We start from the raw sequence: 24,277 nt of genomic DNA on the forward strand, positions 1-24,277 counted from the left end.
CTGGGGAGAATGTGACTGACGGAGAGACAGTGACCACCCGAATCCTCGTTGTCGACGACGACACGGCGCTTGCGGAGATGATCGGAATCGTCCTGCGCAGCGAGGGCTTCGACCCGGTGTTCTGCGCCGACGGCGCCGAGGCACTCGACGCGTTCCGGCAGGCGTCGCCCGACCTGGTGCTGCTCGACCTCATGCTGCCGGGCCTCGACGGCATCGAGGTCGCCGAGCGCATCCGCGCGTTCTCGGGCGTGCCGATCATCATGCTGACGGCGAAGTCCGACACGGCAGACGTCGTGCGCGGCCTCGAGACCGGCGCCGACGACTACATGGTGAAGCCCTTCAACCCGAAGGAGCTCGTCGCGCGGGTGCGCGCTCGGCTGCGCCCCTCGAGCTCGGCGGCGGCAACACAGTCCGTGCAGGTCGGCGACCTCACGATCGACGTCCCCGCGCACGAGGTGCGCCGCGGCGACAGCCGCATCAACCTCACCCCGCTCGAGTTCGACCTGCTGCTCGCCCTCGCGAACAAGCCGCAGCAGGTGTTCACCCGCGAGATGCTCCTCGAGCAGGTCTGGGGCTACCACTACAAGGCCGACACGCGCCTCGTGAACGTGCACGTGCAGCGCCTGCGGGCCAAGGTCGAGCACGACCCCGACAACCCGCGCATCGTGCAGACCGTGCGCGGCGTCGGCTACCGCGCGGGCACTTAAACTCGCCCCATGACGACGGCGGCTCTGCGGGTGTCGGCGGGGTGGTGGCGCCGCCCGGCCGAGTGGCCCGCCGGCATCGCCCGGGCGTGGTCGCGCTCGCTGCAGTTCCGCACCGTGCTCATCACGGTCTGCCTCTCGGGCATCGCGATCCTCGTCACGGGCCTCGTCATCTCCTACTCCGTCGGCAATGACCTCTACAGCTCGCGCCTCGACCAGGCGCTGCGCGACGCCGGGCGCGCGCAGCAGCAGGTGCAGTCGAGCCTGGACGCGACGGATGCCAGCGACCCGGCCACCGTGCTCGGGCTGGGGCAGGCGGTGAAGTCGGTCGTGCAGGGGGCCTCGTCGAGCCGCATGCTCGCCTTCATCCGGAAGCCGGGCCAGCCGGCCGACCCGCAGGCGCCCACCGACTACACGGCGGGCGGCATGAGCCAGAGCATGATCTCGACGCAGCTGGCGAGCGCCGTCGCGAAGTCGTCGGACACGCTCTACTCCCAGTCGGTCGCGCTGCCCGTCGACGGCACGTCGAACGCGACGCACCCCGGCGTGATCGTCGGCACCCAGATCCACCTGCCGACGGCGGGCACCTACCAGCTGTTCCTCGGCTACGACCTGAGCGACGCGGAGCAGACCCTGAACTTCGTGCAGCGCACCCTGGTGCTCGCCGGCATCGCCCTGATCGCGCTCATCGGCGCCGTCACCTTCGTGGTGGTGCGCTTCGTCGTCGCGCCGATCCAGCTCGCGGCGGCCACCAGCCGGCGCCTCGCCGCGGGCGACCTCGAGGTGCGCATCCCCGAGGACGGCGAGGACGTCTTCACGACGCTCGCCCGCTCGTTCAACGCGATGGCCGACAGCCTGCAGCGGCAGATCACCCAGCTCGCGACCCTGTCGCAGCTGCAGCAGCGCTTCGTGTCGGACGTCTCGCACGAGCTGCGCACGCCGCTGACCACCATCCGCCTGGCATCCGAGCACCTGTACGACCGCAAGGACGCCTTCGACGACTCGACCTCGCGCACCGCCGAGCTGCTGCACGCGCAGGTCGAGCGCTTCGACGTGCTGCTCTCCGACCTGCTCGAGATCAGCCGCTACGACGCGGGCTCCGTGTCGCTCGAGATCGAGTCGACCAGCCTCGTGCGGCTCGCCGAGGACGCCATCGAGGAATTCGAGCCGCTCGCGCACGCCAACGGCACCGAGCTGCGGCTCTCGGCTCCCGGCGGCTACTCCGAGGTGCCGATGGATGCCCGCCGCGTGCGCCGCGTCATCCGCAACCTCATCGGCAACGCGATCGAGCACGGCGAGGGCCGGCCGATCGACGTCATCGTCGACAGCAACTCGACGGCGGTCGCCCTGGCCGTGCGCGACCACGGCATGGGGATGAGCGAGAGCGAGGTGGGCCACGTCTTCGACCGCTTCTGGCGCGCAGACCCGTCTCGGCGCCGCACCATCGGCGGCACGGGCCTCGGCCTCGCGATCTCGCAAGAGGACGCGCTCGTGCACGGCGGCATGATCGACGTCTGGTCGCGGCAGGGCGAGGGGTCGTGTTTCCGGCTCACCCTGCCCCGCAAGCGCGGCGCCGTGATCGGCGAGTCGCCCATCCCGCTGCCGCCCGCCGACGCAGAGGGGACCGCATCATGAGACTGCGACGAGTGGGCCTGCTGGCGCTGGTCGCCGTGCTCGCGGCATCCGTTCTCGCCGCCTGCGCCACGATCCCGCGCAGCGGCCCCGTCACCAAGGGCGGCTCGGTGTCGTCGCACGACGACCCCTTCGGCCCCATCGACTACCACCCCCTCGGCCCGGACGCAGGCGAGACGCAGGAGCAGATCCTGAACGGATTCATCCAGGCGGCGGTGAGCCCGGAGACGAGCTATCAGATCGCGCGCGAGTTCCTCTCCGACTCCTTCCGCAGCCAGTGGAACCCCGACGCCTCGGTGACCGTCGACCGTGCCGCGCTGCGCTCGGACCCGGCGCGCGTCAACTCGACCCAGCTCAAGGTCGCCATCACGCCGTCGGCGTTCATCGACCAGATCGGCGACTACCGGGCGGCGGGCTCGCAGGCGCCTGTGACGCTGAACTACAGCTTCGTGAAGCAGCACGGGCAGTGGCGCATCTCGCAGGCGCCGAACGGCATCGTGATCGACAGCGACCAGTTCCAGAACGTGTTCAGCCCGCACCCGCTGTACTTCTACAGCCCCGACTTCCACAACCTCGTGCCCGACCTGCGCTGGTTCCCCTCCTCCCGCTCGACGATCGCGACGCGCATCGGCAAGGCGCTGCTCGCCGGCCCGTCGCCGTGGCTGCAGGACGCGGTCGTCACCGCCTTCCCGAAGGGCACCCAGCTCGCGAGCGGCTCGGTCGTGGTGGGCGGCGGCGTCGCGCAGGTGGCACTGAACGCGGTCGCGGCGGGTGCCGACACGGCCACGGTGAACCGCATGGCCGAGCAGCTCACCGAGAGTCTCGGCGCGACCGCGTCATCGGTCGAGCTCACGATCGGCGGGGTGACGCAGAACGTGAGCGGGGCGACGGATGCCTTACGCGACCCCGCCATCTCATCGACGCCGCTCCTGCTGAAGGGTGGGAAGTTCGGGTTCCTGTCGAGCAAGAGCATCGTGCCGCTCAGCGGCATCGGCGACCAGCTCGCGGCCCTGCGCCCGACCGCCGCGACGGTCCTCGGCGACGGCTCGGCCGCGGCGGCGCTCGCGCACGGCGACGTCTACGCGGTCTCCGACGGGCTGGCCGCCCCCGTGCGCATCGATGACCGGGCCGGCCTCGTCGCCCCGTCGATCGACAGCCGCGGCATCGTATGGTCGGGGGTCTCCGACGCGAACGCGGCGTTCGCGGTCTCGGCGGGCGACGGCGCGACCGCCGCACTCAAGGCGAGCTGGCCCGACGCGCGGCAGCTGATCGCCTTCGCCGTCTCGCGCGACGGCACCCGGCTCGCCGCGCTGATCGGCACCACCGACGGCCAGTCGCACCTCATGGTCGCCGGCATCGTGCGCGACGCGACGGGCCACCCGACCCGCATCGGCGAGCCCGTCGATCTCGGCGGCCTCGGCCTCTCGTCAGGTCTCGGCCTCGCCTGGACGGACGAGCTGTCGGTCGCCGTGCTCGGTGTGAGCCCCCAGGGCGGCACGGCGATCGTGACGCAGCAGGTCGGCGGCCCGCTCAGCGACCCGACGGCCGGGCCCGCCGACGGCGTGGCGATCGCGGCGGGCAACCCGTCGACCGACGTCTGGGTGCTCGGCTCGGGCGGGGACCTCGAGACCCCGGCAGGCAACGGCTGGCAGACCGCCACGACCGGCGTCGAGCTGCTCGCGACGCAGCAGGGCCGCGGCGAGTAAGTTCTCCACAGCCTCGGTCGTCGGCGGCGCATGGGCGGCGGCGATGGGGCAGGATCGCGAGTCATGTGGGAACGCGTGCGCGAGGCCGTGCTGGATGCCTGGGCCGTGCTCGCGCCGACGGAGTGCCCAGGGTGCGGCGCGCCCGACCGCGCCCTGTGTGCGGCCTGCCGGGCCGAGCTCGACGCGGCACCCGTCGTGCGCGAGGCCCTGCCGCGCGCCGACGGCAGCGAGCTGCCGGTGTGGCGCGCTCTCGACTATGGGGGAGCGGCGCGCGGCATCCTGCTCGCCTTCAAGGACGGCGGGCGAACGGATGCCGCACCCGCTCTCGCCGGCGTGCTGCGCCGCCTCGTGCGCACCGCGCTCGCCGAGGCGCCGCCCGAGCTGCGCGGCCGCGTCGTGCTGGCGGCGATCCCGAGCTCCCGCGCGGCCTTCCGCCGCCGCGGCTACCGGCACGTCCCGTTGCTGCTGCGCCGCGCGGGCCTGCGCGACTCAGGACTGCTGCGCCTTACCCGACAGACTCAAGATCAATCCAACTTAGATACCACACAACGCCTCGCCAATCGTGCGGAATCGCTGACAGTCGCACGGGGTCCGAAGCACCTCGCCGTGCTGCTCGTCGACGACATCGTGACGACCGGCGCAACGGTATTGGAGGCTGACCGGGCATTTCGCGAGGCCGGTCAGCTCGTGCTCGGCGCGGTCGCGCTGGCGCGCACCGAACGGCGCCTTCCGAAGCTGAGTAGCACGCCCGAAATCCAGAGAAAAGGCTCGTGACATGGCCAGGCCGCCGAACTAGTTTGGTGGGCACATAGCAGGTGCGGCACTACCCACCGGCAACCGCGGGGGTAACGCACCGCGAACAGGAGGTTGCGATGGAAATCGACATCGTCGGACGCGGCGCCCAGATCACGGACCGTTTTCGCGAATACGTGACCGAGAAGGCCGAGAAGGTGTCTCACCTGGCCGAGCGAGCTCTTGTCTTCGAGATCAAGCTCTCGCATCTCGCCGCGCGCAACGGAACGCCGGGCGACGACAAGGTCGAGCTGACGCTCGTCGGGCGCGGGCCCGTGGTCCGCGCGGAGGCGTCGGCCGCGGACAAGTACGCGGCATTCGACATCGCCATCGGCCGGCTGCTCGAGCGCGTCCGGCGCGCGAAGGACCGCCGCAAGGTGCACCGCGGTGGTGCGCACCGGCCGACGTCGCTGCACGACGCCGCGAGCGAGGCGTTCTCGCAGACCGACGTGACGCCGGTCTCGGGCAACACGCTGACGCAGCTCGCGACGGGAGCGATCCCGGTGCAGGCCGAGGCGGAAGCCGCGCAGGACGACAAGGACGAGTACTGCCCCGTCGTCATCCGCACGAAGACCTTCGCGTCCGTTCCGATGACGGTCGACGACGCGCTCTATTACATGGAGCTCGTCGGGCACGACTTCTACCTGTTCATCGACGCGGAGACCGATCGGCCGAGCGTCGTGTACCGCCGCAAGGGCTGGGACTACGGCGTGATCCAGCTCGACGACAATGCCGAGGAGCTGCAGGAGGCCGCGACGGCCGCCCGCAAGCTCGAGTCTGTGAGGTAGCAGTTCAGTAATGGGGCGGCGGATGCTTCAGGCATCCGCCGCCCCTTCTGTATCCCTGCCGTGTTCAGGGCTTCGACATGCCCGCGGTCTAGACTTGCCGAGATTCCGTCCCGAACTAGCGGCCCGCCGGGCTGCACAGCCTGCACCGCCGAAGCGGCGGCGCTCAATAAATCTGGAGTTCATCCGTGGCCTCAGTCCTGGAAAAGGTCCTGCGCGTCGGCGAGGGCCGTCTGCTGCGCAAGCTCGAGGGATACGCGAAGGCGGTCAACGCACTCGAGGACGACTTCAAAGAGCTCACCGACGACGAGCTGCGCAACGAGACCGTCGAACTGCGCGAGCGCTACGCGGAGGGCGAGACCCTCGACGACCTGCTGCCAGAGGCCTTCGCGGCCGTGCGCGAGGCGGCGCGCCGCGTGCTCGGCATGCGCCACTTCGACGTGCAGATCATGGGCGGCGCGGCGCTGCACCTCGGGAACATCGCCGAGATGAAGACCGGTGAGGGCAAGACCCTCGTCGCCACCACGGCTGCGTACCTCAACGCGATCCCGAGCAGGGGCGTGCACGTCGTCACCACCAACGACTTCCTCGCGAGCTACCAGAGCGAGCTGATGGGCCGCGTCTTCCGCGCGCTCGGCATGTCGACCGGCGTGATCCTCGCCGGCCAGACGCCCGAGGAGCGCCGCGAGCAGTACGCCGCCGACATCACCTACGGCACGAACAACGAGTTCGGCTTCGACTACCTGCGCGACAACATGGCGTGGCAGGCCTCCGACATGGTGCAGCGCGGCCACAACTTCGCGATCGTCGACGAGGTCGACTCGATCCTCATCGACGAGGCGCGCACCCCGCTCATCATCTCGGGGCCGTCCTCGGGCGAGGCGAACCGCTGGTTCACGGAGTTCGCCAGGCTCGCCACCCGCCTCACCCCGGGCGAGGACTACGAGGTCGACGAGAAGAAGCGCACCGTCGGCGTGCTCGAGCCCGGCATCGCGAAGGTGGAGGACTACCTCGGCATCGACAACCTCTACGAGTCGGCGAACACCCCGCTGATCTCCTTCCTCAACAACGCCATCAAGGCGAACGCGCTGTTCAAGCGCGACAAGGACTACGTCGTCATGAACGACGAGGTGCTCATCGTCGACGAGCACACGGGCCGCATCCTGATGGGCCGCCGCTACAACGAGGGCATCCACCAGGCCATCGAGGCGAAGGAGGGCGTGCCGGTCAAGGCCGAGAACCAGACCCTCGCGACCGTCACACTGCAGAACTACTTCCGCCTGTACAAGAAGCTCTCGGGCATGACCGGTACCGCCGAGACCGAGGCGGCCGAGTTCATGTCGACCTACAAGCTCGGCGTCGTGGTCATCCCGACCAACAAGCCCATGATCCGCAAGGATCAGCCCGACCTCGTCTACAAGAACGAAGAGGTCAAGTTCGCGCAGGTCGTCGAGGACATCGTCGGCCGGCACGAGAAGGGCCAGCCGGTGCTCGTCGGCACGACCTCCGTCGAGAAGAGCGAGTACCTCTCGCGCCTGCTCGCCAAGCGCGGCGTGCGCCACGAGGTGCTGAACGCGAAGAACCACGCTCGAGAGGCCGCGATCGTCGCACAGGCGGGGCGCCTCGGCGCCGTCACCGTGGCCACCAACATGGCCGGCCGCGGAACCGACATCATGCTCGGCGGCAACGTCGAGTTCCTCACCGTGGCCGAGCTCAACTCGCGCGGGCTCTCCCCTGAGGAGACTCCGGAGGAGTACCAGGCCGCCTGGGACGAGACCCTCGAGAAGCTCAAGGCGACCGCTGCCGAGGAGGCCGACAAGGTGCGCGAGGCCGGCGGCCTCTACGTGCTCGGCACCGAGCGCCACGAGTCGCGCCGCATCGACAACCAGCTGCGCGGGCGTTCCGGCCGACAGGGCGACCCGGGCGAAAGTCGCTTCTACCTGTCGCTCACCGACGACCTGATGCGCCTGTTCAACGCGGGCGCCGCCGAGTCGCTGCTCGGCCGGGCCTCCACGCCCGACGACCTCGCGATCGAGTCGAAGCTCGTCTCGCGGGCGATCCGCAGCGCGCAGTCGCAGGTCGAGGCGCGCAACGCCGAGATCCGCAAGAACGTCCTCAAGTACGACGACGTGCTGAACCGCCAGCGCGAGGCGATCTACGCTGACCGCCGCCACATCCTCGAGGGCGACGACCTGCACGAGCGCGTGCAGAAGTTCCTCGACGACGTCATCGACGAGGTGCTCGACGCGCACACCGGCGAGGGCAACGGCGACGATTGGGACTTCGACGCGCTGTGGAGCGAGCTCAAGACGCTCTACCCCGTCGGCATCTCGATCGACGAGGTCGTCGCCGAGGCCGGTTCGAAGGGCCGCATCAACCGAGACTTCATGCGCCGCGAGATCATCTCGGACGCGCATGTCGCGTACCAGCGCCGTGAGGAGCAGCTCGGGGCGCCCGCCATGCGCGAGCTCGAGCGCCGCGTCGTGCTGTCCGTGATCGACCGCCGCTGGCGCGATCACCTCTACGAGATGGACTATCTCAAGGACGGCATCGGCCTGCGCGCCATGGCGCAGCGCGACCCGCTGGTCGAGTACCAGCGCGAGGGCTTCTCGATGTACCAGCAGATGATGGGCGCCATCCGCGAGGAGACGATCGGATTCCTGTTCAACCTCGAAGTCGAGGTGACGCAGGCCGCAGGCGAGGTCTCAGGCGTCGCCGCGAAGGGGCTCGACCAGTCCGCCCAGCAGGGGCTGTCCTACTCGGCGCCGAGCGACTCGGGCGGTGTCGAGGTGCGGGGTCAGGGCGGCCAGGTCGACCGCGCGGCCTCGGAGCGGGCGGAGCGTGCCGCGCGTCGCCGCGAGCTGCAGCAGGCCGAACCCCAGCAGCCGGCCGCCCAGCAGGGCGGGGCGCGCGGAGCCTTCGGTCAGCGCACCGAGGCCGCCGACGAGCCCGAGCCGCAGAACCGCGCCCAGCGCCGCGCCCAGAGCCGCAAGCGCTAGGCGGCGCCCGGCGCGCGAGCTGTGCTCGCGAGGGCGCAGCTCTTCGGTGCTGCGCCCGAACGGCGCAACCGTTCCCGCCGCAACGGGCGCGCGTGTGCCATTCGGGTACATGAGCGCGCGGGACGGGCACAGCGGCGCAGAGAGAGCGCGCTAAAGCACGCTGATCGACGTCGCGCGCCAGCGCGAGTCGAGGCCCTCGAGGCGCAGGGCGACCGCGCGCACACGCTGAGGCATCTGCACGACGACGGTGGCCTCGACGATGCCGGGACCCGGCTCGAAGGTGCGCACGGAGAGGATCGTCATGCGCGGCCGCTGGGCCGGCGTGCGCTTCAGCGAGCGGGAGCGCGCAGCGAAGCTCACCCGGCGCGCCAGCTTCGTGTACACCTCGTCCGTGATATTCGGAGAAAAGCGATCTGAGCTTCGCCCCCCAAAGGGGGTTATCGGATTACGGAAAACAGTTGTTGACTTCCGCCATGGAATTGAAGTTCGAGATCGCGACGAGCCCCAGCATCCTCCGGGTCTATGACGACCAGGTTTGGGTCGTCCCCTACCCCGGGTTGAAGAACACACCTGAACCCAAGGGTGCATACCTCGCCGGCTTGCACGCCGAGGTCGTCACGCAGGGTCAACTTCAGCAGCGCGCCTCCGCCATGGGACTCGTCGCTGGCGGTTTGCTCGCGCTCGCCGCACCTGTCCAGTCCGGCAACCAGCAGGTTGTCCTCCACATCACCGGACCCGGGACGGACATCCGATTCATCCCCGGCTCCGCCAACCGATCGATGATGTTGAAGCTCAACGAAGCCGCCTCGTTGATCAACGAACTCGCCTACGCCCGAACCCCTCAACCCCTGTAGCCCGAGACGCGAAACAGCCCCGCCCCCAACATGTGGAGGCGGGGCTGTTGTTTGGTTAACATCCGGTCATGGACGACGGGCTGAAGGTCGGCAGTTACGAGTGGTGGATGGTCGAGGCGGATCGTCAGCATGACGCTCATATCGCCAATGACATGGACGTTCAAGGTCGAATGAGGGCTCTAGCCCGGCCGCTTGTCCGAGGCCACACTCTCGACTACTGGTGGCACTACATGCACATTCTCAAGCGTGACGGCGAATACGACGAAGCGTTGAATCTCGCAATCGAGTGCCAGGCGGTCGCGGAATACGAGCCTCGGTGGTCGGACAACTACCGCACCCGGTATGGCTGGCCAAAGCACATCGCGATCATCTGCATGAAAACAGGCCGCTACGAGCTGGCGCTCGAGCAGATGGACAAGTGGATGCATGCTCCGGGAATTCCTCTTCCGGATTGTCTTGAGGACGCGGAGAAGCGGATTGCTCGGTTGCGGACGGCGATCGATCGCCGTGAGGCGATGATGCCTGCAAAGCGGCCGGATCCGATGTTCTGATGGCTTTTCTTTGGAAACACCGTTAGGTGTTTCTTTCTTTTCTACAGCTACGCAAGTAGCTGTTAATAGGGTCGGGTCGGGGAGAGCGGACTCCGCGCGGATTCCGGCCGGAGTCACAGCGTCCGTCCGCGCGGAGTCACAAAGGAGTCACAGCGTGACACGTTTGGGATATCGCCGTGACCAGGGGTTTATGTTTCAGCGCCGCCGCCAACGGCTCGAAAACTTCGCTGGGAGAAAAACAAAGCCCGCTGTATGCAACCTCAATGGTTACTGAATTTCGAGGGTGTCCCAAAAGTGTCCCATGTGACTCCGCATGGAATCCGCGCGGAGTCACACCGTGACGTTTTGCGGACAGTTACTGTCAAGTTCCCTACCCATGAAGTAGCGGGAGTGCGTGCGCTTGACCGTTGCGAGCGATGCCGCGTTCAAGGTGACGTACTCCCAATCGGTATCCGTGCGGTCGGCATCAAGCTCGAGTCGGCGTTCGAGTGCGGCGCGAGGACCGTCCGCACCCGGGTAGTCGGTGAGACGCCAGTCTCCCGTCGGGCGGTGGTACTCGATGAGGAATCCGTGCATGGTCAGCTCCTACTGGAGAGTAGTCGTGACCACGGCGAGCGGCACGGCAATGCAATTCGCATAAATGCACGCATAGTCTGAAAAATGAGTGCATACTGTCATCTGTGCACGCAATTTGCGTGCGAAAGGGTGGCGAGCGACATCGGATACCCCAAGCTTCGCGAGCACCTCGGCTCGGTCGTCACCCTCATGAAGCTCAGCACCAATTGGACTGACTTCAAGGCGAAGATCGACTTGATCCACCCGTCCTACAAGAAGAACATGCCGGCACCTCTGTGGCTGGATGAGAGCGACTTCGGTATCTAGTCGCACCGGGTGATGTCCTCCAAGCTGCCGGCGTCCAGCGTCGCGGGCTCGACTTAATCGAACACGTCTCCTACGGTTAACGAATCCAAGATTCGTATCTACCTTCGGAGGCGTCTCATGTCGATGACAGCTCATGTAGCTGAGCCGATCAACCTGCTGCTCGAGGATGGATGGCCGGCCCGATTCTGGTGGGGAGAGCGCTGGACCGTGACGACCGCGACGCCCGATGGGTTCGAGTATCTCGGCAATGATGTGCGTGTCGTCGGGTGGCGGGTGGCCGCGCAGACCGAGGACGGCAGTGACACCGCCCGATTCGAGCTGACGAAGGACATGAGCGCCGGAGGTTGGCTGATCGACTCCGTCACGTACGCATGACCGAAGAGCTCCAGGTCGACAAGGATGCCCGAGACCCCGAGAACGCACTCTGGGTTGCACTGCGCCCCGAACCCGTGTCCTTGTCGTCGGCAGAGGTACAGAGCGGCGGTCAATTGAAGCCCGCCCCGACCACGGACGGTATCGCCGCCAGAGCATGGGTCCACTTCGCAACGAGGGACGGCCTGCGGGCCGCGCGGGTCCAGTGCCGGGTGACCGCCTACAACTCGAAGGTGTGCCGCATCAGCGGGAACATCAAGGGGCTGCCGTTCACCGCGCACGTGTGGGCGAACGCCGTCACTCGGTCTCCGTGACCGGTTCGATGAGCTGCGGCCCGTCACCTTTGAGCGGCGCCACCTGATCGAATACCAGCTGCCCGGCCTGCGCCACACCGGCGCGCACCGCCTCGTCTACAAGCCGCTGATCGCCGACGACGGTCGGGTCGATCCACTGCTGCCACATCTCCTGCGGGAGGATCACCGGATTCCGGTCGTGGATGTCTGCGAGGGTCTGCACCGCATCCGAGGTCAGGATCGTCGCGGTCAGCGTCCATCTTGAGTCGTCGTCGGCGTCCTTGGCGGGGTCCGGCCACCACGAGTAGAGGCCGGCGAATCCGATAACGGATGCCTCGGGGTGGTGGATGAAGTACGGCGTCTTCGTCTTCCCGATCGCCTGCCACTCGTAGTAGCCGTTGGCGAGGATGATCGCCCGGTGCGACTTCAGCGGCCCCTTCCACGTCGGCTTCTCCGTGATGCCCTCCGCGCGCGCGTTGAAGGTGGGATACTTGAGTTTGAGCGTCTTGCTCCAGCTCGGCACGAGCGACCAATAGGCGCGCTCAAGCCGCAGCTCGGGATCGTCGTCGCCGTGCTTCGTCTCCGCCAGCACGGGGATGTCCTGCGTCGGCTTGATGTTCCACGACGGGTTCCACTCCAGCCACTTCTCCACCGTCCAGTCCCGGAACGAATTCCCGGCCGCGACCCACTTGGTGATCGCAGAGTTGACCTCATCGTTCATCGCGAACCTGCCGCACATGCCGGCGAGCCTAGCCCGGGAAGACAAACGTCGCAGGGGCAGGGCACACTGGTGGCATGACCAGCCTCGAACCCGTTCACGTGGCAGGGAAGCCCGCATGACCGACAGGACGGACCGCATCGTCGAGATTGGCAAGCAGATCATCGTTCTGCTGAATCTGCGCACACGGGACGAGCTGAGCTCCGAGGAGCTTGCCAGGCTCGGTGAACTGACTGAGGCGCTAGGCGTGCAGATGTACGGGGCGCCGATCGATGTGCCTCTACAGGAGCCACTCGAAGAGGGCGAGGTATGGCCCGTTCCCCGGGACGCAGTACCGAGAACCGTTGAGTGGGGCATACGGCAGATCGAGACTGCGAGGAACGCCGGCGAGCGTCGAAGCGCTGTTGAGAGTCTCGTCGTTGCGGCACAGAGCACGTGGCCGAACGAGGGGGATGCTGCCGAGTACCGGATTTGGTGGAAGGACGAGTTTGTGCGCGAGCGCAAGCGTCGGGGGTGGGGCTCGACCCCGCCCGACACCCGCGTCCCACCCGCCTGAATCCAGGAATGACGAGAAGCCCCCTCGGGAGTCAGCCGCAGCTGACCCTCGAGGGGGCTTTCATGCTCTTCATGATTAGGGTCCTGGGAGCACAGGACCGTTGGCCGCAATGCGACGATCTCAGGCGGATAGTTGGGGTTAGACGAGTCCGAGCCCGAGGGCGGGGATCGTTGCGCCGAATGCTGGCTTGGCTCCCAGGGGGTGCGGGCTGGCGCTGGTGTGGGCTGCTTGCAGGCCGGTGGCCGCGGTGCTCGCCTTGGTCACGTTCTCCGACTCGTAGATCGCCGCGACCTTATAGCTGTACGAGCCCGCGGGAAGCGTGCCGCCCGTGGTGGCACCCGTGGCCGTCAGGCCGGACGGGGCGGCGGTCGCGTACTGCATCCACGCCGGCCAGTTCCAGATCGACGCGAACACCTTCACGTTCGGGTTGATCGCGAGGATCTGCTTCAGCACCGGGATGATGTAGTCCATATCCCGCGCTATCGAGAACGACGCCAGGGTCGGGTCCGCCGTGCCGCCGTTGTCCGCATACGTGTACAGGTCCGCGGCGCGGAAGTCACACGACCCGAAGCTGATGCGCACCGCCGACCAGTTCCGCTGCTGCGGCGAGAACAACTCGGTCAGCAGCGCCGTCCGGTCGCTCTCCGTCATCTGGTTCAGCAGATACGCAGAGCTATCCGTGAGCGCCGCACCGAAGCCCAGGAACTCCTGATACCGCTCAGCAGGCGACACGACGACCGGGCTCGCGACCTGCGCCACGTCACCGAAGGTCACCTCGGTCTGCGCCATATGGTTCACGCCATCGACCGTCGTACGGAACCGCTTCGCCTTCACGGGTCGGCCGCGCACGACGAAGTTCTCACTGCCGACCGCAACAATCGTCGCGTTTAGTGACGCTGCGGACTCTGACTCCGGGTCCGACAGGATCGCGCTCGTTGCCGAGTCCAGAGAGGCCGCAGGAAGAGCATCATCTGCTTTCGCACCCTGGGCTGCGGTAGCGAACGCGGCGCTATCCGGAACCGAGTACGGCAGATCGTTGTACGGCGTTACGCCGTCACCGATCTTTGTTTTCTTCGTGTCCGTCTCATAGGTTGGCTCACCAACCGCGTACACGGCGTTCTTCGCAGCGAAATGAGCGGCGGTGTCCTGACGGTACTGAATGGTGCCGACGAAGGTGGTCACGCGTTGCCCCCAAAGAAGACGTCTTCTGGCTGGTCCGAAACCCCGTGCGCGTTAACGGTTGCTGGGATGCGGTCGGTGATGACAGTTCCCTGTGTGCCGGTGATTTGCGCGTCGATGGTGTACCCGTCCGGTTCAAGCGCTGGAGGGATGAATGAGATCGTCCCCGAGGTTGCGTCGATGATTGTCGCGGTGACTTGTTCGACGAGGACTGTGACGTCCTGCCACGGGTGAACATGCACAACAACGGTTGCGCCGGTTAGGTCTGCTCCGACTTCCAACCGGATGGGGGTGGTGTCCCCTTGAATCCAGGACAGCTTGCTCACAGAGCCTCCAAAGTCGGGGAATGAGTTGACGCCTGAACGCCAACGGAGAGGGTGACCGTTCCAAGCCCCGGTGTGGGGGGGACAGCCGTGAGTCCGGGTTTCGCGGGCCAGAGAGGGAGGTCGTGGTCGAATGCGACTACTGTCGCGCCTGCGAGGCTCACCGAAACGGAACCTTGAATAGATTCCACACCGACTGCGGATGCGATTGCGCGAGGAAGAGCAACCTGCACTGTTCCTGTCGTGGGCAGCGATTGCGAACCCGTGACCGCCATCCGGGGAAGCGTCACTGAGGCTGTGCCTGTTATCTTCACCGAACCGTTCGCGGAAACGACCGCGCTTGTGGGGTGGATGGTGACTGACCCCGCAACAGTTTGAACGCCTGCCGTGCTTGCTGACGGTTCAGGGAGTTCCAGGTTCACAGTCCCCGAAACGGTTGCAGTGTTCTCGGCCGACACATGGGGGTTGGGAAGTATGACGGCAGCAGAACCGGTCTGAGTCTGTACAGCCGAAGCCGAAGCGGTGAGGCCGCCAAGAGTCGCTGCGCTTGAGCCGACGTTCTCCAAGACGGCAGTAGCCGAAACAGATGCAGATGAGAACGTGATCTCGGCTGTTCCTGTGATGACAACCTGACCGGAAGCTGACGCATTCGGAACGCCAAGCGCTATCGATGCTGACCCGGCATCCTTCAGTGAACCATTCGCGGAAACGGAAGGCTTCGCAAAAGCGACGGCCGATGTTCCCGTGATCGTGATCGACCCGGTTGCCGAAGCGGCCGGTTTTGCCAAGCCAATCGACGCGGAACCGGTTGTGCTCGAACCCCCTGCCGCGATCGTCAGCGCGAAGGTGATGCGCTCTTGGCTGTTGAAACCGGAGTGCGTGAGGGTCGGCGTGTCGGTCCAGGATGACGCGGTGACGCCGTCCTGGTAGGCGAGGCTGAAGCCGTAGCCGCCGACCGGGGAGGAGAACGGCGTCGTCGCATCGACGTCTTCGGTGCCCCCGCTCCATGCCGTCGAGGTGTATGTCGCGCCGGCGCCGCCAAGACCCTCGCCGGACATCGCGAAGGCGGTGTAGGTGCCCGTCATCGAGGTCAGCGACGGGTTCGCCGTCCCGGACGTCTGCGCAGTCGCGGCGGCAGCCTTGACGAAAGCGGAACCGGAGGGGAACTCGTAGACGGCGAACGCGATGGGGTAGTCCGCCGCGTTGTGCGTCGTCGTGAACGATGACTCGTCGGCTGCGGCCGTCTTGTACCAGAGGTACAGGCCGCCCGCGTTGACCGCTGAGCCGTTGGCGGGCAGCGTCCATCCGGTCGGTGTCGACGACGTCGCCGCGCCGTAGGCGACTGCGACGAGCAGGTTCCCCGCCGTCGCCGCGGCGAAGCTCACCGTGTGCGATGTCGTGCCGTTGCGGGGCGCCTGAACGACTGTGCGGTTCACCCACGACGACATGGCGGCTCCTCTACTGCGGGGTCAGGGTGAACGTCTGCCCGCCGACCGTCACACTGAAGTCCGCGAGCACCTCGGACCGGTACACGGACGCCACGAAAAGTTCGCTGCCGTCGTCGAGCTGCGCGATGAGCTCGACCGCGACGAGCGGCGAGTCCACCTGATTCGCCACGAGGCCGACGATTGTGCGGCCATCGGCGAGCGGCGCCGAAGCCATCAGACAGACGGAATCGTGATCGTGACCGCGGAAAGGTCGACAGTGGTTCCCGTGGTGATTGTCGTCGTTCCGAGCTGCACCGACCCGCCGCCTCCGGTAGCGGTCACATCGAGGTCGGCGACAACGGTAGTGCCGTCCGATTTGAGGATGCGCGCCCACGAAGCCGTTCCCGACGCGGCAGGCGAGACGGCGGACGGGTCGGAAGACGTGACCACAGCGCCCGACGCGCTGAATGACGCGAGCGGAATTGTCACGAGAAGCGTGCCAGTGGCCGCAGTCTCCGGCGTTGCCGGGATTGTGCCTGAAAGGATCTGCATCGTCGCAGATGTCGAAATGAACGATGCAACAGCAGACGCCTCAGCGGTAGCCAGGGCGACAGAAGGGTTGACGGTAGCCATGAATGCCTCCCGGGCATGAAAAAAGCCGCCCGAAGACGGCAGTGAAGGATGGTGTTACAGAATCATTGGCAGGATTCGCAGTTCAGCAAATCCATCGGGTCGACGGGCACCTGATACCCGCCTACAGTTTCGTTATCCGGGTTCACTTCACCCCTCAATGTGCAAGCCACGTCTCATAGAGAGTCGCGGCGGCGATGATCACAGAAACTGCGCCGATAAGAGCCCCGAACATCTGATTCCGGGACGTCTTACGTTCGGCCTTCTCCTGAACAATCTGATCCTCGAGCTGCTCACGCTCGCTTGTTTCAGCCTTGATCGCGTCCTTACGGGCGTTCGCCTCAGCAAGAACCGCAGCCTCACGAGCCTTCGTCTCCAAGTCGATGAGGTTCTCAAGCTGCTTCGTCTTCAAGTCGAAGACTTCCTGCGTCACGTAGTTCTTGAAGTCCGCCCTCAAACCTGTGATCTCCGCCTTGACATCCTTGATCAGGTCAATCAGAACACCGGACGGCACTTCCTCGTTCATGAGGCACTAACGTCCGTTGCGGATTCAACCGTCGCAGACGGAGCATCCGTGACGATCGCGGCGGCGGGCGCCGTCCAGGAGTTCACCGAGGTGAGCACGCTGGTCAGCGTCGCGAGGCCGACGACCGAGCCGAGGCCGACCCAGTCGACGTCGAGGATGCCGGTGAACCCGACTGCGAGGGACGCGACGGCGGTCTGCGCGGCGGTCTTGATCGCCCGCTCGGCGGCGTAGTCGAGGAACGCTCTCGAGAAGATGCTGGACATCGCTTACCTCCGTTCAGGCCGCAGCGTCCGCGAAGACGGATTTTACGGCAGCTTCGATCTGCGCCTCGGTGAGGTTCCCGCTGCCGGCGGGAAGCTTCGCGGCGATCGCTGAGGCGAGAGTTGCCGGGTTCGTGACAGTGTTATAGATGGCCGCGACCTGGGCATTGAGACCGCCGTGACTGTTCAGCGGGTGGGTGAGTGTAGTGACTGCAACGGCGTTGAGGAAGCCGGTGTTCGCAGCGAGGGCGCTAGCGACGAGGTTCGCGTCGGCTTGGGTGAGGGGCATGTCATCCTCCTGGGAGTCGAGAATCGTCAGTAGTTCAGGATCGACGTGATCGTGATCGATGCCGCCGGCGGTTGAGTATTGGAGCATGTACCATTTCGACCACTCGCCGTAGGCTGCCCCGGAGGTCCATCCCGGCCATGCGATCCACAGCCAGCAGCCGAGCTTCTCCTGCGCACCCCATCCGGCACGGCCCATGTCGGATCGGGAGCCGTAGATGCCGAGACGGAGATTGACGTCGCACTCGAGCATCCGCTTCGAGAGCTGCGCACGGAACTGGTCGGCTTGCGCGATGGACCAGGATGGGTACTTGCCGCGTTCTGACGATTCGACATCGAGGGCGATGCCGTCACCCGCGCGCCAGTCGTAGAGGTTCGCGTAGCAGTAGTCGGCGAATGCGGCAGGGCTCATCGCGTCCGTGCGCCCGTTGAAGGCGTAATGGATGACCCGCAGGCCGTTCCTGCGCGCGTTGTCGACCTGCCGGTGGTAGGTCGATTGCACGAACGGCTTGCCGCCGTCCAGCGACCACGCGCCGATCCCGATGAGGACGGAGCCGCCCGAGTAGTCGCCCTGCGGCCAAGAAACATCAACCGTGTCCTGCATGGTCACCACCCGATCGCGAACCAGTTGACGCGCGCCGAACCCGACCCAGCCGCTGATGTCCCGGACGTGAACCGGACATCAAAGCCCGTCACCGACACGTTGCGAACCGACACGAACTGCTGAGGACGCGCAGAGTCGTCACCATTGAGCGCGATGACCGTGAGAACCCCGTTTGGGAAAGCGGTAGGGAATGTGAAATTCGCCGCACCGGTCGAACTTAGGGACACGATCGCCGACCCCGCCTGCTGGAGGAAACTAACCGCACCCGACAGCGTTCCCGATGCGACCGAACCGACCGCGAACATGGATTCCTTCACCCATGACGTGCCATCTGGTGTAACGTACGTACTTTTCGTGTCAGTTTCGTAGAATTCCAGCCCGGCCCAGATGTCCGACCCTGAGAGCGCCGAACGTTGAGCATTAGTGCCCACTTTCCGGTTGCCGACCTTCGCGGCGTACGCCCCCAGAGTCGTCAGATCATTAGCATCATCCGGTGCGCCGGTGGCGGAGAACTGGGGTTCATTATGTGAACCGTAGGAATCAGCAGCCACGAGGCCCCCTTATTCAGTTGTCAATACGTAGACGTGATTCGAATAGCCCCAGATAGGCCATCCACGGTGGGCGAGTTGAAAATGTTGTAACCGCCGTGCTGCATACCAAGGCCGCGCTGATTCCCGCCGGCTTTCAAGCTAGAGAAGATGCCGTGAGAGTTGCCCGTCTCAACCGTGAACCAGCCCGAAGTTATCCCGAACGTCTCCACCGTCGTAAGCGACGGGGCGCCTCCGGGGCGAGAGGTGTAGTTGTGAATCGCGAGGTTCGGGTTCGAGCCCTGCTTCTGCTTCACCGACAGGTACAGCTCGACCTTGGACGAACCATTGGCGGCACTCGACGGAATCGTGTCGGCGATCTTCGTACCGTAGAACCAGCAACCCAGACACGTCGAAGACGCCCACACCTCGCTGTTGAACCAGTCCCCGTAAGTTTGCGAATACGACCCAGCGCTCACTGCGGTGAATGTGTCCACATGGGTCGACGGGGCTGGTGCGGGCGGCGCAGACGGCCCGGACGGCGCCGAGGGCGCCGTGCCCGAGTAGCCAAACGCGGTCGGCCCACCAGACCACAGAATCAGCATCGTCTGACCAACGGACGGCGTTGTCGCGGAAACAAACGCGCACGTCAACGTCCCTGAAGGATCCGCCCACGGGACCGGCGCTCCAGTCACCGACAACGTGACGGTGTTCGTCTGCACCGACGCGACAACCCCGGACGTCGGATAGATGCTCGCCGGGCCGACCAGGTACGTGGCCTGATTGATGAACAGCAGCCGAACTTGCTCGCCTGGCGTCGCGATGTACCCCATGCCGAACACGGGAATGTTCGAGCCCCCGACGATCACCATGTAACCGGTCGACGTGACAGCCTGAACTATGCCGGTAATCTGCTGCGCGTTTTGCGCGCGCGAGACTTTAGCGTTGCGCCTGTTGTCAACAAGACTCACTGACTCACCTGCACTGTCAACGTCTGCGTCTTCCCGCTGCGCTGGATCGACTGCACGCGGCCCTGAAAGGCCTCAACGGAGACTCCGGATGCAATACGGGTCACGTTGACGACATCGCCCAGGTCCCGTAGAGGGTTGATCGATTCTGTGATGGTTCGCTGCTGCCCACGCAATGTGGAGACTCGCGGCAGGTTCTTGGCGATATAAGCCGATGCCTGCGCTGTCGTCGTCACGAATGGCGACGAATAGTAGTACGGGACGCGTCCGTATGGGGACAGCGAGCCGTCGCTATTAGCCGCCCGAAGAGGCCCATCGGTTACCGATTGCGATGCCAACACATTTCCTGCAACATCTCGGACGACAATTGCGTTGTACACGATCGACGGGTCCATGCTCCTGGGTGCCGAGATCAGAGTTCCGAGGTCGCCGCCGGTGATGTCATCCGCGGCGACTGGCCATAGGTTCGGGCGCATGGATACCGTCCCATCCGGCGTGATGTACGCCGTCGCGTCCAGAACTGTCGCTAGAGAGTAGACAGCGTCCAACCGGTTTGTTTGGTATGCAACCGAAGACGGGATAGCACTGTCTGCGATGTTCTTGGTGACGGGAAGGAGTGTCAGACGTTGGATTTCGCCCCAGACCGACGCCAGAGAGGCGGGAGCTGATGGCTGATCAAACTGATTCTTCTGTGTCCGCCAGAAGAGGTCGGAGAACTGCACCTGAAGCAAGTCGCCCTTGGCGTACTGAACACCGTTGACAATCCCCCAGGTCGTATTCGCCTGCGGAAGCGATGAGATCAGATAATTGCCGAGCAGAACCCGCTCAAGGAACGGACCAGAACTGACACACAGATACAAGGCAATCTGGGAACCGAATGGCGACAGCGCGTCCTGCATCTGAACGGGGGAGATCGACCGACCATCATCCGCCTGATAGGCGACCGTCAAAGACCCCGTGTACTGAATCCCAGACGTCGCATTCTCGTTAGTGGACACACTGAGAACAGGAAGGTTCTGATAGACGCGCTCCCCATCAAGAAACACATCGGCCTGCCACCAACAGTCGAACGACCCCTTCAGGACATCGCGAAGTTCAGCGGAACCAGAACGCATGACGCTCCAATCCGCTGAAGTCAGCCGGCGAGTCCCGCCTTCGAGTAATCCGTGTCTTGTGCGAGACGCGACGGATAGACCGCGTTCTTCGCGCCCCTAGTCGCATATGCGGCATCCAGGTCCTCTCGCCGAAGCAGAGGAATGATGATCGCGTTGGACGGGGGACGGCTCTCATTGCCGCCCATCACATAGGTGATGTACTGGAAGTTCGCCTGCGCCGTCTCAACAGGGCCGCTCTGCGAGGGGGAGAGAAATAGTGTTCGCGGCAACCTGACCGGTGGAGGTGTACGCACGCAGACGACCCCCGGATAGTCGGAGCTGTACGACCCGAACATGTTCTGGAACGTGTCAGCATCTGACGGGTCAACCCGGAATTGGAACTGCAATCCCTGAATGCCCTGCCGCTGACCGCCGATCCACATGCCCACAGACGCGCCCTCGGGGATAACGAACTGTCCCGGCGTAACCCGCTGAACCGAGTTCGAAGTCGCGACGAACACTCGAGCCTTTACTGCGAGTGCGGGGCTCAAAGGCTGATGAATCCAGGTATCTGTGACTGCCAGGGTGACTGTCGCCGAATCCGTGTACCCGAGCGAAACACCGGACGAGTCGAACATCTCCGCACGGTAGGTGAGGGGAAGCCCGAAGCCCGCTTCGGCGTCAAGGACCGCAGCCCCGCCGACAGCGAACTTCGAAATCCCCCCACGCACCTGATACGTGCGACCTTCTTGGGTGCGCTCAATGTTGATCGTCTGACATGAGGGGTCCAGGGTGGGGAATTGAACCTCAACCCGGGGCGCCGGATTCGCATCCAAATCGGCCGTCAGGGTCGGCGCATAGGCCATGACTCACACCCAATCCGGCTGGACGCCCATGTCATCGAACTGCTTCTGCGCCTGCGCGTTCGTGCTGATCTCGGTGCGAACGAACGCCCCCAACCATTGCGAATCCGCCGACAAGGTGACATTCACAACCGGCGCCTTACCGGACTGCGCACCCGCCTGCATGACCTGCTTCAACGCCGCAGTCGGGTCCTGGTTGTACGCGTTCAAGAACCCCGGATAAGCCTGAGCAGAACGAGCCTGAACAACCGACTCACCGTTCGACAGCATCGCCGGAATCAGATCCGACCACGCCGAACCGGGACCTGAAATGCTTACCAAACCATTCGCCGCATAAACCGGGCCGCCGTGAGCCTTGGCGACAAGATCCTGCGTGCCCGTCCGATGTGTGTTCACATACAGGTCGATCGTGTGCGCACCCTTGAGGATCGCGATCTCCGCATTCAGCTCGTCCAACTGGATCTGAACATCCGAGATGCCCTGAGCTTCAACGGTCGTCTTGATCTTTCCGGGAATCAGGCCATACTTGTCTGCCAGATCAGATGCCTGCTGTTTCGTCTCGCCTGCCGCCTCCGCAGCTTTGATGAACGCGTCACGGGCCGTTTGGGTTTTCTTGGTGAGGTCGTCCGTCGAGTCGCCGGCCTGCGCTTCAGCACCCAGAAGGTTCAGTGCGGAGGACGCGATCTGGTCCAGGGCGTTTTGGTTGTCCCGACCGGCTTGGGTGTTCTCATTCAGGCCCTTGCCGTGCTCCTTCAGCCCGGTGGTCGCGTCAGCGATCGCCTGATTGAACGCCGTCTCTGCCTGCGATGCCGAGATCGCTCCGTTGTCGAGATTCTGAAGAGCTTGTGAAAGCTCATCTGTCGCCTGATGGGCGAGACCCTCTTTTGTCGAAAGGTCACCGAACTCGTTCGCCAGGTCCGCCGCGGACACGGCATAGCCTGCGGCCGACGATGCCGAAGCATCGGCTTCTTCCTTGAACTTCTTCGAGGAGGTTGCCGCCTCGTTGGTCTGCCCTGTGAGCGCCGAGAAAGCCGAAGTCAGACTGCTCACAGGGTTGAATGTCTTGAGTGTGTCCTGTGCAAGGCCGCTGAGGAACGAATTCCCTCCGACAACCTTCTCCACCTTGCCAATGCCGTCAGACAGCGTGTTGATGGCCTTGGCGATGTCGTCGATCTCGTTGAGAATCTCATCGCCGCCATCCGACATCGCACTCGAGACGGAAACGGCTGCCTCGGTTAGGTCGCCGAGGGTTCGCAGGACGACCGGAAGTTGCGCTTGAGCGTACGAGACGAACTTCTGAAGGCCACCGTTCCGGGTCCACTCATCAAACCCTTCCGACCACTTCTCGATCTGCGCAGCGCCATCCTCTAGAAGAGGCTCCGCAACCACAAGACCGTGAATGAGTGCGTCAACCAGGTTGTCACCCGTGCGACCCAGGTAGCCGATCATCACAGACAGTTCGTTGTTCAGATCGGGCAGCTCACCGTCGATCGTGTTGACGGCGGTCTGGAACGGTTTCAGGATTCCGGATGCTGCCGTGCGCTCAAGCGTCTCCAGCCCGGAGCCGAGGTCGCGGAGGCCCGCTTCGAATGCGCGTCCCTCGTCTGTGTCCTCGGAAATCTGCTCCTTGATTCCCGCGAACGCAGCGACCCCAGCACCAGCCAGTCCGACGAAACCGGAACCCAGGGCGGCGACCGCTCCAGTCAGCGGACCCAGCAAGGAAATGATGCCACCGATGACACCTACGAGAACGAGCGGGTTCACGCCGCCGATCGAGGCGCTTTCGGAAGATCCAGCAGACGCCATCTTCACCGCTTCGGCCGCAGCAGCCTGTTCGATCTGCGCGTCTGCGAGCTTGCGGGAAACCGTTGCTAGGTCTTCCTCGGTCGCTTTGGCGTCCTTCTCCAGGGCGGTGAGGTTGGCGCGTTCAGCGCGGACTTTTTCGTTCGCGTCAGAGAGCTTCAGTAGGACCTGCAACTGCTTGGCCGTGCTCGTGGTCAGAACATCAGATGACGACGCCGACTGATGGACTTCGGCGGTCCAGTCCTTCAGCGCCTGCGTCGAACGCTGAACCTCAGCCTCTTCCTGCCGCATCGCGGCCGTGGCTTGCGTGCGCGCCCGGAAGTTGTCGATCGCAGCCTGAACCGCAGCTTCTTCCTCCTGGCGTGCGCGAGTCGCTGAGGAGACAAACCGTTCCACCTCAGGCGCAGCGTCGCCGTAGGAGCGCCCCATCTGATCGATGCGCGCATTCGCGGCCGCAACGGACTCATTCAGGGAGTCCTCGAGACGTTTCGTCGCCTCCAACCACAGGTCGGCTTCCGACGTGTTCGCCTTGACTGTGATCGTTGGGCTCTTCGCGTCGACCTCTTCAGCGACAACAAGAACTCGGTCGAGTTGAGCCTGAGCCTCCGCGACCTCGGCAGAAACGCGAATGCTGGGGGAGCTGCTTCCCAGCTCACGCGCCTTCGCGTCGGCCTGGGCGATCTTCTCTTCGAACTCCGTGGAGTCAAGCTTGAGCTTGGCGAGAATGCCGCCGGCTTCGGTGTCAGACATCGGACTCCTTGAAGTGGTGGTGCGTCATCGATTCCGGGTGGCCGAGAAGAACGGCCACGTGGTCCGCGAACCACGCCCACGGATGACGGATGAGTTCGATGTCAAGATCGACGTGCAGAAGGTGCGCGAAGTCCCACCGAAGCAACTCCCACTGATCCAGGAGCGCACTCCACGTCGCTGACGTCTTGGGGGCA

Annotated in this window: 29 protein-coding genes; 13 read left to right on the forward strand and 16 right to left on the reverse strand. The window is 65.0% G+C overall.

Features of this window, described 5'->3' with window-relative positions:
- Nucleotides 1-29 precede the first annotated feature (29 nt).
- The 6 genes from mtrA to secA all read left to right on the forward strand — a co-directional run bounded on the left by mtrA (nucleotide 30) and on the right by secA (nucleotide 8,618).
- The gene (gene mtrA / locus ABD708_RS10770; RefSeq protein ID WP_344754222.1) at nucleotides 30-707 is read left to right on the forward strand and encodes an MtrAB system response regulator MtrA; all 678 of its coding nucleotides are present in this window, start codon (nucleotides 30-32) and stop codon (nucleotides 705-707) included.
- A 9-nt stretch (nucleotides 708-716) separates the two neighbouring features.
- Nucleotides 717-2,339: an MtrAB system histidine kinase MtrB gene (gene mtrB / locus ABD708_RS10775; RefSeq protein WP_344754224.1), complete on the forward strand. Its 1,623-nt coding sequence runs from the start codon at nucleotides 717-719 to the stop codon at nucleotides 2,337-2,339.
- Nucleotides 2,336-4,042 (forward strand): LpqB family beta-propeller domain-containing protein, encoded by a 1,707-nt coding sequence (locus ABD708_RS10780; RefSeq protein ID WP_344754226.1) that lies wholly within the window; start codon nucleotides 2,336-2,338, stop codon nucleotides 4,040-4,042. The genes mtrB and ABD708_RS10780 overlap by 4 nt, the downstream gene beginning before the upstream one ends.
- Before the next feature lie 63 nt (nucleotides 4,043-4,105).
- Nucleotides 4,106-4,816 (forward strand): ComF family protein, encoded by a 711-nt coding sequence (locus ABD708_RS10785; protein ID WP_344754228.1) that lies wholly within the window; start codon nucleotides 4,106-4,108, stop codon nucleotides 4,814-4,816.
- Between the two features lie 98 nt (nucleotides 4,817-4,914).
- Nucleotides 4,915-5,622 carry a ribosome hibernation-promoting factor, HPF/YfiA family gene (hpf, locus tag ABD708_RS10790; RefSeq protein WP_344754230.1) on the forward strand — a complete coding sequence of 236 codons (708 nt, stop codon included), beginning with the start codon at nucleotides 4,915-4,917 and terminating at the stop codon, nucleotides 5,620-5,622.
- Nucleotides 5,623-5,807: 185 nt separating this feature from the next.
- Nucleotides 5,808-8,618 (forward strand): preprotein translocase subunit SecA, encoded by a 2,811-nt coding sequence (secA, locus tag ABD708_RS10795; protein ID WP_344754232.1) that lies wholly within the window; start codon nucleotides 5,808-5,810, stop codon nucleotides 8,616-8,618.
- Between the two features lie 150 nt (nucleotides 8,619-8,768).
- On the opposite strand, the gene ABD708_RS10800 is transcribed toward secA, so the two are convergent.
- Nucleotides 8,769-9,206, reverse strand: coding sequence for an Rv3235 family protein (locus ABD708_RS10800; RefSeq protein ID WP_344754234.1), 438 nt, complete (start codon nucleotides 9,204-9,206; stop codon nucleotides 8,769-8,771).
- Between ABD708_RS10800 and ABD708_RS10805 the strand changes: the two genes are divergently transcribed.
- Together ABD708_RS10805 and ABD708_RS10810 are read left to right on the forward strand one after the other, a co-directional pair.
- Nucleotides 9,092-9,472 (forward strand): hypothetical protein, encoded by a 381-nt coding sequence (locus tag ABD708_RS10805; protein ID WP_344754542.1) that lies wholly within the window; start codon nucleotides 9,092-9,094, stop codon nucleotides 9,470-9,472. The two genes, ABD708_RS10800 and ABD708_RS10805, sit on opposite strands and share 115 nt — an antisense overlap.
- A gap of 68 nt (nucleotides 9,473-9,540) precedes the next feature.
- Entirely contained in the window at nucleotides 9,541-10,023 is a 483-nt protein-coding gene (locus tag ABD708_RS10810) for a hypothetical protein (protein WP_344754236.1), read from the forward strand.
- Nucleotides 10,024-10,353: 330 nt separating this feature from the next.
- Here the strand turns inward: ABD708_RS10810 and ABD708_RS10815 are convergent, their stop codons facing one another.
- On the reverse strand, nucleotides 10,354-10,599 hold the full coding sequence (locus tag ABD708_RS10815) for a hypothetical protein (protein WP_344754238.1): 246 nt from the start codon (nucleotides 10,597-10,599) through the stop codon (nucleotides 10,354-10,356).
- A gap of 129 nt (nucleotides 10,600-10,728) precedes the next feature.
- Between ABD708_RS10815 and ABD708_RS10820 the strand changes: the two genes are divergently transcribed.
- The 3 genes from ABD708_RS10820 to ABD708_RS10830 all read left to right on the forward strand — a co-directional run bounded on the left by ABD708_RS10820 (nucleotide 10,729) and on the right by ABD708_RS10830 (nucleotide 11,591).
- On the forward strand, nucleotides 10,729-10,905 hold the full coding sequence (locus ABD708_RS10820) for a hypothetical protein (protein ID WP_344754240.1): 177 nt from the start codon (nucleotides 10,729-10,731) through the stop codon (nucleotides 10,903-10,905).
- A gap of 117 nt (nucleotides 10,906-11,022) precedes the next feature.
- Nucleotides 11,023-11,280, forward strand: a complete 258-nt coding sequence (locus ABD708_RS10825; protein WP_344754242.1) for a hypothetical protein — start codon at nucleotides 11,023-11,025, stop codon at nucleotides 11,278-11,280.
- The gene (locus ABD708_RS10830) at nucleotides 11,277-11,591 is read left to right on the forward strand and encodes a hypothetical protein (RefSeq protein ID WP_344754244.1); all 315 of its coding nucleotides are present in this window, start codon (nucleotides 11,277-11,279) and stop codon (nucleotides 11,589-11,591) included. The genes ABD708_RS10825 and ABD708_RS10830 overlap by 4 nt, the downstream gene beginning before the upstream one ends.
- Here the strand turns inward: ABD708_RS10830 and ABD708_RS10835 are convergent.
- Nucleotides 11,575-12,309, reverse strand: coding sequence for an SOS response-associated peptidase (locus ABD708_RS10835; protein WP_344754246.1), 735 nt, complete (start codon nucleotides 12,307-12,309; stop codon nucleotides 11,575-11,577). The genes ABD708_RS10830 and ABD708_RS10835 overlap by 17 nt on opposite strands.
- Before the next feature lie 97 nt (nucleotides 12,310-12,406).
- Between ABD708_RS10835 and ABD708_RS10840 the strand changes: the two genes are divergently transcribed.
- Nucleotides 12,407-12,844 carry a hypothetical protein gene (locus ABD708_RS10840; protein ID WP_344754248.1) on the forward strand — a complete coding sequence of 146 codons (438 nt, stop codon included), beginning with the start codon at nucleotides 12,407-12,409 and terminating at the stop codon, nucleotides 12,842-12,844.
- Between the two features lie 138 nt (nucleotides 12,845-12,982).
- On the opposite strand, the gene ABD708_RS10845 is transcribed toward ABD708_RS10840, so the two are convergent.
- The 13 genes from ABD708_RS10845 to ABD708_RS10905 form a co-directional block, all read right to left on the reverse strand.
- Nucleotides 12,983-14,026 (reverse strand): hyaluronate lyase N-terminal domain-containing protein, encoded by a 1,044-nt coding sequence (locus ABD708_RS10845; RefSeq protein WP_344754250.1) that lies wholly within the window; start codon nucleotides 14,024-14,026, stop codon nucleotides 12,983-12,985.
- Nucleotides 14,023-14,349, reverse strand: a complete 327-nt coding sequence (locus ABD708_RS10850) for a hypothetical protein (protein ID WP_344754252.1) — start codon at nucleotides 14,347-14,349, stop codon at nucleotides 14,023-14,025. Before ABD708_RS10850 ends, ABD708_RS10845 begins: the two co-directional genes overlap by 4 nt.
- Nucleotides 14,346-15,794 carry a hypothetical protein gene (locus tag ABD708_RS10855; RefSeq protein ID WP_344754254.1) on the reverse strand — a complete coding sequence of 483 codons (1,449 nt, stop codon included), beginning with the start codon at nucleotides 15,792-15,794 and terminating at the stop codon, nucleotides 14,346-14,348. Before ABD708_RS10855 ends, ABD708_RS10850 begins: the two co-directional genes overlap by 4 nt.
- A 10-nt stretch (nucleotides 15,795-15,804) precedes the next feature.
- Entirely contained in the window at nucleotides 15,805-16,008 is a 204-nt protein-coding gene (locus tag ABD708_RS10860; protein ID WP_344754256.1) for a hypothetical protein, read from the reverse strand.
- Entirely contained in the window at nucleotides 16,008-16,406 is a 399-nt protein-coding gene (locus ABD708_RS10865; protein WP_344754258.1) for a hypothetical protein, read from the reverse strand. Before ABD708_RS10865 ends, ABD708_RS10860 begins: the two co-directional genes overlap by 1 nt.
- A 154-nt stretch (nucleotides 16,407-16,560) precedes the next feature.
- Entirely contained in the window at nucleotides 16,561-16,929 is a 369-nt protein-coding gene (locus ABD708_RS10870; protein ID WP_344754260.1) for a hypothetical protein, read from the reverse strand.
- Nucleotides 16,926-17,192: a holin gene (locus tag ABD708_RS10875; protein WP_344754262.1), complete on the reverse strand. Its 267-nt coding sequence runs from the start codon at nucleotides 17,190-17,192 to the stop codon at nucleotides 16,926-16,928. The genes ABD708_RS10870 and ABD708_RS10875 overlap by 4 nt, the downstream gene beginning before the upstream one ends.
- Before the next feature lie 13 nt (nucleotides 17,193-17,205).
- Nucleotides 17,206-18,078, reverse strand: a complete 873-nt coding sequence (locus ABD708_RS10880) for a GH25 family lysozyme (protein WP_344754532.1) — start codon at nucleotides 18,076-18,078, stop codon at nucleotides 17,206-17,208.
- A 2-nt stretch (nucleotides 18,079-18,080) separates the two neighbouring features.
- Nucleotides 18,081-18,629 carry a gp53-like domain-containing protein gene (locus ABD708_RS10885; RefSeq protein WP_344754264.1) on the reverse strand — a complete coding sequence of 183 codons (549 nt, stop codon included), beginning with the start codon at nucleotides 18,627-18,629 and terminating at the stop codon, nucleotides 18,081-18,083.
- A 20-nt stretch (nucleotides 18,630-18,649) separates the two neighbouring features.
- Nucleotides 18,650-19,576, reverse strand: coding sequence for a hypothetical protein (locus ABD708_RS10890; RefSeq protein ID WP_344754266.1), 927 nt, complete (start codon nucleotides 19,574-19,576; stop codon nucleotides 18,650-18,652).
- A complete protein-coding gene (locus ABD708_RS10895) occupies nucleotides 19,573-20,688 on the reverse strand; it encodes a hypothetical protein (protein ID WP_344754268.1) in 1,116 nt (371 codons plus the stop codon). Before ABD708_RS10895 ends, ABD708_RS10890 begins: the two co-directional genes overlap by 4 nt.
- 20 nt (nucleotides 20,689-20,708) lie before the next feature.
- Nucleotides 20,709-21,533: a hypothetical protein gene (locus ABD708_RS10900; RefSeq protein ID WP_344754270.1), complete on the reverse strand. Its 825-nt coding sequence runs from the start codon at nucleotides 21,531-21,533 to the stop codon at nucleotides 20,709-20,711.
- A gap of 3 nt (nucleotides 21,534-21,536) precedes the next feature.
- Nucleotides 21,537-24,083, reverse strand: a complete 2,547-nt coding sequence (locus ABD708_RS10905) for a hypothetical protein (RefSeq protein ID WP_344754272.1) — start codon at nucleotides 24,081-24,083, stop codon at nucleotides 21,537-21,539.
- Here ABD708_RS10905 and ABD708_RS10910 point away from each other — a divergent pair.
- Complete coding sequence (locus ABD708_RS10910; RefSeq protein WP_344754274.1) at nucleotides 24,073-24,264, forward strand: hypothetical protein; 192 nt, start codon at nucleotides 24,073-24,075, stop codon at nucleotides 24,262-24,264. The genes ABD708_RS10905 and ABD708_RS10910 overlap by 11 nt on opposite strands.
- The last annotated feature ends 13 nt before the right edge of the window (nucleotides 24,265-24,277 follow it).

Source organism: Gryllotalpicola koreensis (assembly GCF_039538185.1).
GTDB classification, from domain to species: domain Bacteria; phylum Actinomycetota; class Actinomycetes; order Actinomycetales; family Microbacteriaceae; genus Gryllotalpicola; species Gryllotalpicola koreensis.

What these genes read in the sequence shown, in the direction of transcription:
- ABD708_RS10805 (WP_344754542.1), top strand. Translation starts at nt 9,092, where the DNA reads ATGGAATTGAAGTTCGAGATCGCGACGAGCCCCAGCATCCTCCGGGTC.
- ABD708_RS10800 (WP_344754234.1), bottom strand. Translation starts at nt 9,206, where the DNA reads ATGCACCCTTGGGTTCAGGTGTGTTCTTCAACCCGGGGTAGGGGACGA.
- ABD708_RS10810 (WP_344754236.1), top strand. Translation starts at nt 9,541, where the DNA reads ATGGACGACGGGCTGAAGGTCGGCAGTTACGAGTGGTGGATGGTCGAG.
- ABD708_RS10825 (WP_344754242.1), top strand. Translation starts at nt 11,023, where the DNA reads ATGTCGATGACAGCTCATGTAGCTGAGCCGATCAACCTGCTGCTCGAG.
- ABD708_RS10880 (WP_344754532.1), bottom strand. Translation starts at nt 18,078, where the DNA reads ATGCAGGACACGGTTGATGTTTCTTGGCCGCAGGGCGACTACTCGGGC.
- ABD708_RS10870 (WP_344754260.1), bottom strand. Translation starts at nt 16,929, where the DNA reads ATGAACGAGGAAGTGCCGTCCGGTGTTCTGATTGACCTGATCAAGGAT.
- mtrB (WP_344754224.1), top strand. Translation starts at nt 717, where the DNA reads ATGACGACGGCGGCTCTGCGGGTGTCGGCGGGGTGGTGGCGCCGCCCG.
- ABD708_RS10855 (WP_344754254.1), bottom strand. Translation starts at nt 15,794, where the DNA reads ATGTCGTCGTGGGTGAACCGCACAGTCGTTCAGGCGCCCCGCAACGGC.
- ABD708_RS10815 (WP_344754238.1), bottom strand. Translation starts at nt 10,599, where the DNA reads ATGCACGGATTCCTCATCGAGTACCACCGCCCGACGGGAGACTGGCGT.
- ABD708_RS10780 (WP_344754226.1), top strand. Translation starts at nt 2,336, where the DNA reads ATGAGACTGCGACGAGTGGGCCTGCTGGCGCTGGTCGCCGTGCTCGCG.
- hpf (WP_344754230.1), top strand. Translation starts at nt 4,915, where the DNA reads ATGGAAATCGACATCGTCGGACGCGGCGCCCAGATCACGGACCGTTTT.
- ABD708_RS10830 (WP_344754244.1), top strand. Translation starts at nt 11,277, where the DNA reads ATGACCGAAGAGCTCCAGGTCGACAAGGATGCCCGAGACCCCGAGAAC.
- ABD708_RS10785 (WP_344754228.1), top strand. Translation starts at nt 4,106, where the DNA reads ATGTGGGAACGCGTGCGCGAGGCCGTGCTGGATGCCTGGGCCGTGCTC.
- ABD708_RS10860 (WP_344754256.1), bottom strand. Translation starts at nt 16,008, where the DNA reads ATGGCTTCGGCGCCGCTCGCCGATGGCCGCACAATCGTCGGCCTCGTG.
- ABD708_RS10905 (WP_344754272.1), bottom strand. Translation starts at nt 24,083, where the DNA reads ATGTCTGACACCGAAGCCGGCGGCATTCTCGCCAAGCTCAAGCTTGAC.
- ABD708_RS10865 (WP_344754258.1), bottom strand. Translation starts at nt 16,406, where the DNA reads ATGGCTACCGTCAACCCTTCTGTCGCCCTGGCTACCGCTGAGGCGTCT.
- ABD708_RS10900 (WP_344754270.1), bottom strand. Translation starts at nt 21,533, where the DNA reads ATGGCCTATGCGCCGACCCTGACGGCCGATTTGGATGCGAATCCGGCG.
- ABD708_RS10835 (WP_344754246.1), bottom strand. Translation starts at nt 12,309, where the DNA reads ATGTGCGGCAGGTTCGCGATGAACGATGAGGTCAACTCTGCGATCACC.
- ABD708_RS10840 (WP_344754248.1), top strand. Translation starts at nt 12,407, where the DNA reads ATGACCGACAGGACGGACCGCATCGTCGAGATTGGCAAGCAGATCATC.
- ABD708_RS10895 (WP_344754268.1), bottom strand. Translation starts at nt 20,688, where the DNA reads ATGCGTTCTGGTTCCGCTGAACTTCGCGATGTCCTGAAGGGGTCGTTC.
- ABD708_RS10875 (WP_344754262.1), bottom strand. Translation starts at nt 17,192, where the DNA reads ATGTCCAGCATCTTCTCGAGAGCGTTCCTCGACTACGCCGCCGAGCGG.